The organism is Halorubrum persicum (genome assembly GCF_002727125.1).
Classification (GTDB): domain Archaea; phylum Halobacteriota; class Halobacteria; order Halobacteriales; family Haloferacaceae; genus Halorubrum; species Halorubrum persicum.
The window spans coordinates 1-1,544 of sequence record NZ_NHOA01000146.1 but is presented as its reverse complement, the minus strand read 5'-3'; the positions used below and the strand labels follow the sequence as shown (position 1 = coordinate 1,544).

2 protein-coding genes and 1 pseudogene are annotated in these 1,544 nt (G+C 49.4%); 2 read left to right on the top strand and 1 reads right to left on the bottom strand.

Translation table 11 applies throughout. The annotated features are described in order from the left end of the window. The coding region (locus tag DJ69_RS18690) for a hypothetical protein (protein WP_218962333.1) at positions 1-304 on the bottom strand (304 nt) is incomplete at its 3' end. Between the two features lie 315 nt (positions 305-619). Here DJ69_RS18690 and DJ69_RS15690 point away from each other — a divergent pair. Together DJ69_RS15690 and DJ69_RS18685 are read left to right on the top strand one after the other, a co-directional pair. After that, entirely contained in the window at positions 620-1,135 is a 516-nt protein-coding gene (locus DJ69_RS15690; RefSeq protein ID WP_099256467.1) for a winged helix-turn-helix domain-containing protein, read from the top strand. A 6-nt stretch (positions 1,136-1,141) separates the two neighbouring features. Beyond that, positions 1,142-1,544, top strand: a pseudogene (locus tag DJ69_RS18685) (hypothetical protein); the annotation flags it as partial.

Below are 1,544 nucleotides of genomic sequence, written 5' to 3'. Positions count from 1 at the left end.
CTTTGTGAAGTACTGAATCTGGATTGTGTCCGAAACGCTTAGCGGTTAGATAATGAACCGATTCGTGCAAAAATATCGAACCAGATACACCAAATGTACATACTACAAGTACTTCCATAGACTCTACAGATTTGATTGCTGCAAGCAACTTCATAGGCTCTAGAGGTATTTTTGGTCCGAGTATCGAGAACAAGATAAGGAATACAATAAGGTGAACAAAGAACGTAGAAAACCAAGCCCACTGCGGGAATTCATAGTAAACTGGTGCTTGATTCCCTTCAGGTGATTCCCGAACTGGATCCATACTATTACCTGAACATAGATGTTGTCGACTTGTAAACCTAAGCCGTTTTTAAGAAGATCGGTGGGCAATCTTGTAAATATCACTTGCTGATCACGTCCTCTAAGTCTTGCACGCCAATTGTCGACGATACCAGACACTTAACAACCGCTTCATTAGATTAGGCAAATTTCCTCACGTTGTGTCCCGTGAAGATGTCACAGTGGTTACGAAGATCTCTCAGGCACTCGTCGAGATGATGCCAGTAACAACAGTTTCGTCGTGGCAGATCTGTCTCAATAAGACTTATTGCAATTTGCGTGCAATTCGCTATTAGAGATGGCAACGAGAGAAGCAGACTGGGATACCCCGCTCGATATTGGTGGTGAGGCGTTCGAGCTCCTTGGAAACCCACGTAAAGCGTGGATCTATACCTATATTGACCATCACCCAGCGACAACGATTCAGGATATCGTCGAGACACTCGATCTCCCGCAGCGAACTGTCTACGAATACGTCGACGATCTTGAAGCCGCAGGCTTCATTGAGCAATCGAATGACGGTCGACCGGCAGAATATACGGCTCACGAGATAGACCTCCAACTGGTCGCAGGCGATGCTAAACGACGAATTACGCCGGAATTAGTCGAGGCGATCGCCCGTCAGATGCGGGACGACGACATCGATACGTACGTTGATCGCCACGGACTCGACGGGCTTGCCGTCGCACTCGAATACGCCCGCGAGTACGTTGACGGGTCTGTCACGCACCAGATTATGGCTCGTGAACAGGAACTCTCTCCCTTGGAAGCAGGCGTCATTCTGGATGCACTTCGCCCTGTCGTCGAGGACTGATCCGATATGGAACGCGACAGAGAAGTCGTCTTCATCGATTCGTCGGTTCTCATTAGTTGCGGTCGACGTGACAGTACGCGATTCCAAGCACTTGCTCGTGAAGCCCGTCAGCGTGATACCGTCTTCCGTATCTCGCCACAAGTGTATGCCGAGGTGACTGGTGATCCAGCACTGGACGCGTATGCCCCTGATGAGTCTTCTGTCGACCAGGCATTACAGGAGGGGTGGATGAAGGTTACCGAGAGCCCATCCTATTCCGACTCGGATGTCTCAACGGTGATGGATCAGACACGGAACTTCATTGCAACGCTCTTGTGTAGCACATTGTTGATTTCAGAGAGTCGCTTTGACGGCGTGTTTGAGCGCTTCTCGTCCAGGTTTACGGTAGATTCTCGTCTGAGTTGGAACG